This window comes from Streptomyces sp. NPDC045287 (assembly GCF_056432325.1).
This window is the reverse complement of record NZ_JBWKJG010000044.1, coordinates 1-6,313: the sequence shown is the minus strand read 5'-3', so window position 1 is coordinate 6,313 and position 6,313 is coordinate 1. Positions and strand designations below refer to the sequence as shown.

Sequence of the window (6,313 nt, the reverse complement as noted above, 5' to 3'; positions counted from 1 at the left end):
CCGGTCCGACAACCGGCCACCCGACGACTTCACCTGCCCAGGCCTTGGCACACCACAACCAACGACCCACACCACTCAAAGTCACCGGTATTGGGTTTAGTGGCAGTGAGTTGGTATCAGTGACGGCACGTCAGGCCGGGTGTTTTCGCTGGCCGAGTGTTGATGGAGGGCGTGGCCACTGTCGTGGTGCGGTATCTGGTGTCGTCGTGAATGTCATGGGGCGGTACACCCCACTCCGCTCCGCTGTCTTGGAAACGGTACTTCTGACCATGTCTCCTGGCTGGAGTGAAGGAGTAAGGAATGGGCGGTACGGCCGCGACCGGGGATTAGGGTGCGTTCCGCCGGTTGCGCGGTGGCCGGATCCACCGTGCCGCTCTCGCCGTCGGCCCGGCACCGGCCAGGCCCGTGGTCACCACCAGTCGAGTCTCGGCATCCAGGATGGCCTACACGATTGATCAACCCGCAGTCCGGTAAATGTCTCCATTTATAGTCGATCGGCCCTCAATATCCCAGCCATAAGATGTCCAGTTCACGACTTTCTGCAGCACGCGCCCTTTAGCGGCGCTTGGAGAGCTGTACTTGGAGACGCTCACAGTTAACTAGCATATCCATCAAATGAAGGAAAGGAAGGTAGCATAGGTCTCCGGGAATCACTCCCTCGTGGGCAAAAAGAAGACTGCGGTCGAGAGGATCCTCCTCGATCTTTCCGAATGAATGAGCGCTGTTCCGATCCAGACGGATGTACATCTGGACAGCCTTGTCCCAGGAAATGCTTTGCGGACCTCCCTTCCCTGGCATTTCAACCAACCCGCCGGTGGAGTAGTGGCGGCTTCTGGGGATGAAACCATCCCGCACCTCTTCCAGGGCTCGTGCTGCGCGCTCGCACAGAGGAAGTGCCACTTCGGCTACCGGGGAAGGCAGCGTCTCGCGCAGTCTCTCCAAGACTTTACGGACTTTGCTGGGATTGGTTGCGTTGTCGAAGGCGTTCCATCGCATTCCTTCCAGGCAATCGAGTGCATCGTATGCCGCGCGCAGGGCGACACTGTGACTGTTCGAGCGCATAGCCTCGGCTGTGTCACGGTAGAAGCGCCCCAGGCTCGCAATGAAGGCGAGGTGACGGGTCGGCGAATAGAAGCCCTGTTCATCTTTGAATTCAACAGGGTCGGTAGCTATGCGGAGGAGTTCGCCGGAGCGTTGCACCCACCAGCTGAGATACGGACCCGTATTTTCCACGCTGGGGGTAGTAGCGCGCCCCTTCGGGGTATCGAAGCGTGCTGTCGGGAGAAGCGCATCGGTGAGACGGTTGCTTGGCCAATCCGCATCATTCAGCGCCTGACCAAACAGCCACACACCGCATGCGAGCAAACGGACAGCCGCTACACCAAGTACTTTCGGAGACGCTGCGGAGAGCGCTGGAAGTACAAACGTGAGTGCGCCGATAGAAACGTCTTGCGTGAGTCCTTGTGCGGCAGGGAAGAGCTTCCCGACTTCCCCGCCTATTGCGGGAAGTTCTTCTTTTTGGAAGGCAAGCGAGGTAAGGATGCGTGGGAAGTTTGCCCGGCGAGGCAGGGTAGAGTCGCTCAACACAACGTGGATCTCAGAAGCTGGCCCGTCCAGCAACGTCGCACGTTCACTCAAGAAGGCTCGCATGAGATCAGCCAGTTGTCTTCCGGGAGCAAACATGAACTCGAGCTGGAACTGGGCTGCCAGTGCAGCGGGCGTTTTCTGCTGGCAGACCTTCGCGTGGCCAGCCTGAGTGAGGGACGAAAGCTCTATAGGGGTATCAAATAGTTCAGTCAGCCGCGAAAAGGATGCTGGGTCGGATGCGCTGGCACGCTCAGAGCGCAGCAACGGTGACTGACTCCGCCGGTAATCCTCCTGCACGCACACACGCCAACCGCCATCCGAAGTCCGACGCACTTCGAGACCTGCATCATTCGCGAGCGTCCGCAGCTTCGCCGGCGGCAGCTGCGAGACCGCGAGGTTGATCCATCTACTACTGGTGGTCACGGAGGTATTTTGTCTTCTCTCTTGACCTAATTACTAGCGATTTCCTCACACCGCTCGGCGGACGGCCCGAGCGGCGATGCTTAGCGCAGTACAGGGCGCTGAGCCCCACCAAGGGATGAGGCGGGACGCTCCCGCCGGGTGGATGCAGAACTGTGATCATTCGTTTCGCGGGTGGTCCGCTCGCCGGTCGCGTACTGGAGACCACCGACGCCCCGTGGAAGGGAGACTGGCTCACCGCCGGCGAGGCCGACTGGGCCCTGTACGTTCCCGGTCACCGGGACCCGGCGACCGGCATCGTCCTGGCGGAGGTCCAGGTGACCATCCCGCGCCACCGCTAGCCGGCCCTCGGGCCGCTGCTGCAACACCCGGCCGTGTTGCACGTCTGACCTGCGGTGAAAGCGCCAGGCGCCTTACCGAGGACCGCTGTTGCATCACCGCGTTGCAGCGCCGAGCGCACGAGACCCCGGGCCTTGTCGGTGGGTCCGGGGTCTCACGGTGGCTCGGGAGGGGGTTAGAAGTTGTCCCAGTAGCTCTCCCGTTCGGAGGGTGGTCCGTACCTTTTGATGGACCAGCAGGTGCAGTTCCCGCCCTCGTACAGCTCCTTGTCGCACTCCTCGTGGTGCTCCCGCACCGGCCGCTTCTTCGGGGCCGCCGGCGGCGGCACGGGCTGCGGCGCGGCGTCGACGACGGGCACCACGCCTGCCCAGTCCATGTCCAGCGCGGCGAGGGCGGCGCGCTGCTCCGCGGTGAGCTTGTCCCGCCGGCTCTTGGTGTTCGAGAGCCACACCCCCAGCTTGACGATCACCGGTTCCGTCTCGCCGTCGACCGTGATCTCTTCGCTGTGGCCGCGCGGCACGGGCCGGTCCGCGCCTTCCCGCTCTACCCACTGCGTGAGGGCGGTCAGGCCGCGCTGGAACGCCTGCTGCGCCTTGCTCGTGCCCTTCGTCGCACGCACGTCCGTCGGGGCGGGAGACGGGGCCTCAGCGGGTTGTACGCCCAGCTTCGACAGCCGCTGCTGCTGCTCTTCGGATAGTTCCGTCCAGCTGCGGCGTTGCCGTTGGAGCCATCGTCCGAGGTCGTCGCCGTCGAATGTCACGCCGGGCTGGATGTCGGGCAGTACCCCACCAGGCTCGTCCTCGACGAGGTCGGCGAGGACGCGGTAGTGGCGCTGCCAGTTGAGCGGCCAGGGGCAGTTCCAGTCCGGGTCGATCTCTGCCAGCTGCTGCGCGCGCTCCGCTGCGCGCTTGGGGTCCTTGCCCAGGCCGTCCTTCCGGCGGAGGTTGGCCATGTGCTGCCCGATGGGCACCATCGCCTCGCCCTCGCCCCACACCGCGTCCTGCCGCGGCGCGAGGTGTCCGGTGGCCCGCCGGTAGGCCCGGAGCGCGGCGAGTTTGGCCTCCCAGGCTTCCTCGCCCGGCTCCCAGACCATCCCGGCCTCTGGGGCGTCCAGCAGCGTCTTGCGCCGCTCCTCCAGCTCACCCGCCCGCAGCGCCTTCCGCTGCTGATGCACCCACCGCCCCAGCGGAAAGTCCTTGGTGACGCCGACCTCGACCTCGACGTCGTACGGAACCGCGTGCAGACCGGTGATCTGGTTCTCCCGGCGCCATCGCAACAGTGCCTGATAACCCTCCAGCCAGACCAAGGACTCGGGCCGGTAGACGCGGGTGCGCAGGAACGCCGCGATGGTCGCCGCGTCGCGCGGGGAGGAGAAGTGCAGCAGCGCGGACTCGGCGTCGTCCTCCTGGTCCTTGCCGCCGCCGCTGGCGCCGACGATCCGCCCGTCCTCATCGCGCTGGACGTGGATCTTGCGCTGTCCGTGGGTGAGGGCGCGGGAGGCGAGCTGCTCGACCATGCGCTCATCGTGGGAGCGTAGGCCTTGGAGGACCGCTACGAGGGGGCGGTAGGAAGCGCTGGCGACCATGTCGGTGGGGTTCTCGCCGGGTTCCAAGAAGACCGGCACGATGATCCTGGCCACCTTCGTGGAGCCGTCCTTGTTGAGCCTCAGCGCCCGTCCGATGTTCTGCACGATCTCCACCTGGGAGCCGCGGGTGTCGGCGAAGCAGATCGCCTCGACGCCGCGTTCGCCGGTGATGTCGACGCCTTCCCCGAGCACGCGAACGCTGGCGAGGAAGGCGCGGTGGACCCGGCGTCCGGCCGCGTCGATGCCGCCTGCGAACTGCCGCAGCACTTCGCGTCGTTCGGAGACGAGGTGGTCGCCGCACAGCCATGCCGACCAGACTCGGTCCGGGGGTACGTGCCGTCCGGCTTCGAGCTCGTAGAACTCCGCGTCGATCGACGACTTCGGTAGCCGGTCCGCGGCCGCTAGGTCCTCGTCCGAGGCGTCGTTCATGTATAGCTCGGCAGCGGTCTGGGGGAGTTTCTCCGCGAACGCGGCGGCTTCCTCCACCCGCTGGTGGAACGTCATCACCGTCTTGAGGTTCCACCGTGCCGCGTGTTCTAGGAGCGCGGTCTGCAGGAGCGCCATGCGCCGGCCGCGCAGCGCGTCCTCTGACAGACCGAGGACGGGGGAGGGATCGCGGATCTCCAGGACGTCGATCTCGAACCCGGCGAGGATCTCGCGCTCGATCGCCTCGCTCAGCCCGAGCTCCGCGATCCACGCGCCGTAGGTGCCCTCCGGGTCGTCGGCCATCGACGCGATCTCCAGCTCCTGGCCGTCCGCGCCCTTCTGCGGCCGGGGCGAGGCCAGGATGCGCGGGGTCGCGGTGAGGTAGAGGCGGAAATCCGCCGGGATCCGGGCGTTGTCGTGAATCGCGGCCCACGGCCGCCCGAGATCACCGGCGGTTGAGTGGGCTTCATCCACGATGGCGAGATCGAAGCCGGCCATCCGCTGGCCGTAGAGGCGCTCTCCGCCCGCCAGAGCGGCCTCCAGGGGACCGCGGACCTTCCGCCGGCCCGTCGGGTCTTCCGGGTCCTCGCGGTCGACGAGGGAGGCGTATGTGGCGAACACGGCCACGGGCCCGGACCCGGCCCACAGGGCGAGCTGGATCGGGTTGGTGGTGGTGCGCACCCCCAGCGAGTTGAGCACGGGGTCGTTTTCCAGCGAGCACACCGCGACCATCGGCGCGGTGTGGCCCACCAGGCGCCATGCCCGGGCGGTCTGCACGAGCAGGTCCAGGGTCGGGACCGTGACGAGGATCCGGCCGCTTGGGAAACACTCCAGCGCGCACGCAGCCGCCGTGATCGTCTTGCCCGATCCGGTCGCTGACACGATCGTGCCTCGCGCACCCTCCCGGGGCAGAGGAGACCTTGCAGGGAATCCTACCCATTTTCTAAATGCCGACTTCTGATCGACTTGATGCTCCTTGAGGGTAATCCCTTTCACTTCGATTCCCCAGGGACGTTAAAGCTGTTGACGTCAAAACGCTCGGCATGGAGGTCTGATGGAAGATGCTCACGGTATCTCTCTTGGAAATAGGTAAGCCTCTCCGCCTCTTCAGGAAATCCTACGAGGAGCTCGAAGGCGTACGCGGCCGCGGCCATCGAGCGCCCCGATGCGATCTCCTCATACAGCGACCACACGCATCGCCGAACGGCCTCCCGGCACGTGCCAGCAACATCGTCCTGTTCGCCGTAACATAGCGCCCAAAGAACCTGAATGAGGCTTCTCCTCCACGCAACCGACACCAGAGGGTCCGCGAGTGAGGCAGCAACCATGCACGCAGTAGCCACGGCCGGAGACATGAGGTTGGACTGGATGTACACATGGTTGTCGGCCCACCCCTCACCCACTCGCTCCGGCGGGGCGGCACGCAACGAGGCGAGGAAGTCATGAGGTACGTGAGAGGCATTTCTCATGCATCCACACGTCATGTTGTCCCAGTCATGACGTGAAATCTCTGCCAAAACAAACTGCCCTACCATGACGCTCGCCTACCTCGGTGGAGGGGTTGCCCAGATTTCGCCAATGCTACATGCTCTATCATCTGATGCACGCACTCCACTGGAACCCGGCACGAACGAGGACCCCCGCTCTCGTAGCCAGCTAGGCCCGCGGCAGCGGGCCCAAGGGACTGGAGGCGCAGCCGCAAGGGCCGTTGAGGCGAGGGAGCGCAGCGGACTCGCCGGCCCCGGGTTAAAGCGAAGCGGTAACCCGGAAAGCAAGGACGCAACACCCAGCCCTGGGAGCGCAGCGGACAGGGCGTCACCTCCGGCGCGTAGCACCGGAGGTGAGTGGCTCGCGCAGCGAGCCACCAGCGCTCCCGCGGAGCGGGAGCGCAACCACCGCGCGCAGCGCGGTGGTTCGCTTGCGTATCGCGCAGCGATACGATACCCGCTCCGCGGG

At 65.4% G+C, this 6,313-nt stretch carries 4 protein-coding genes; 1 reads left to right on the top strand and 3 read right to left on the bottom strand.

Going from position 1 to position 6,313, the window contains the following annotated elements; genetic code table 11:
* Window positions 1-555: 555 nt before the first annotated feature.
* Window positions 556-2,010: a hypothetical protein gene (locus tag AC07D6_RS33415; protein WP_479050710.1), complete on the bottom strand. Its 1,455-nt coding sequence runs from the start codon at window positions 2,008-2,010 to the stop codon at window positions 556-558.
* 152 nt (window positions 2,011-2,162) lie between these two features.
* Between AC07D6_RS33415 and AC07D6_RS33410 the strand changes: the two genes are divergently transcribed.
* Window positions 2,163-2,348 carry a hypothetical protein gene (locus AC07D6_RS33410; protein ID WP_479050708.1) on the top strand — a complete coding sequence of 62 codons (186 nt, stop codon included), beginning with the start codon at window positions 2,163-2,165 and terminating at the stop codon, window positions 2,346-2,348.
* A gap of 173 nt (window positions 2,349-2,521) precedes the next feature.
* On the opposite strand, the gene AC07D6_RS33405 is transcribed toward AC07D6_RS33410, so the two are convergent.
* Window positions 2,522-5,353 (bottom strand): helicase associated domain-containing protein, encoded by a 2,832-nt coding sequence (locus AC07D6_RS33405; protein ID WP_479050706.1) that lies wholly within the window; start codon window positions 5,351-5,353, stop codon window positions 2,522-2,524.
* On the bottom strand, window positions 5,350-5,892 hold the full coding sequence (locus AC07D6_RS33400; RefSeq protein ID WP_479050704.1) for a hypothetical protein: 543 nt from the start codon (window positions 5,890-5,892) through the stop codon (window positions 5,350-5,352). Before AC07D6_RS33400 ends, AC07D6_RS33405 begins: the two co-directional genes overlap by 4 nt.
* Window positions 5,893-6,313 lie beyond the last annotated feature (421 nt).

What these genes read in the sequence shown, in the direction of transcription:
- AC07D6_RS33400 (WP_479050704.1), bottom strand. Translation starts at nt 5,892, where the DNA reads ATGGTAGGGCAGTTTGTTTTGGCAGAGATTTCACGTCATGACTGGGAC.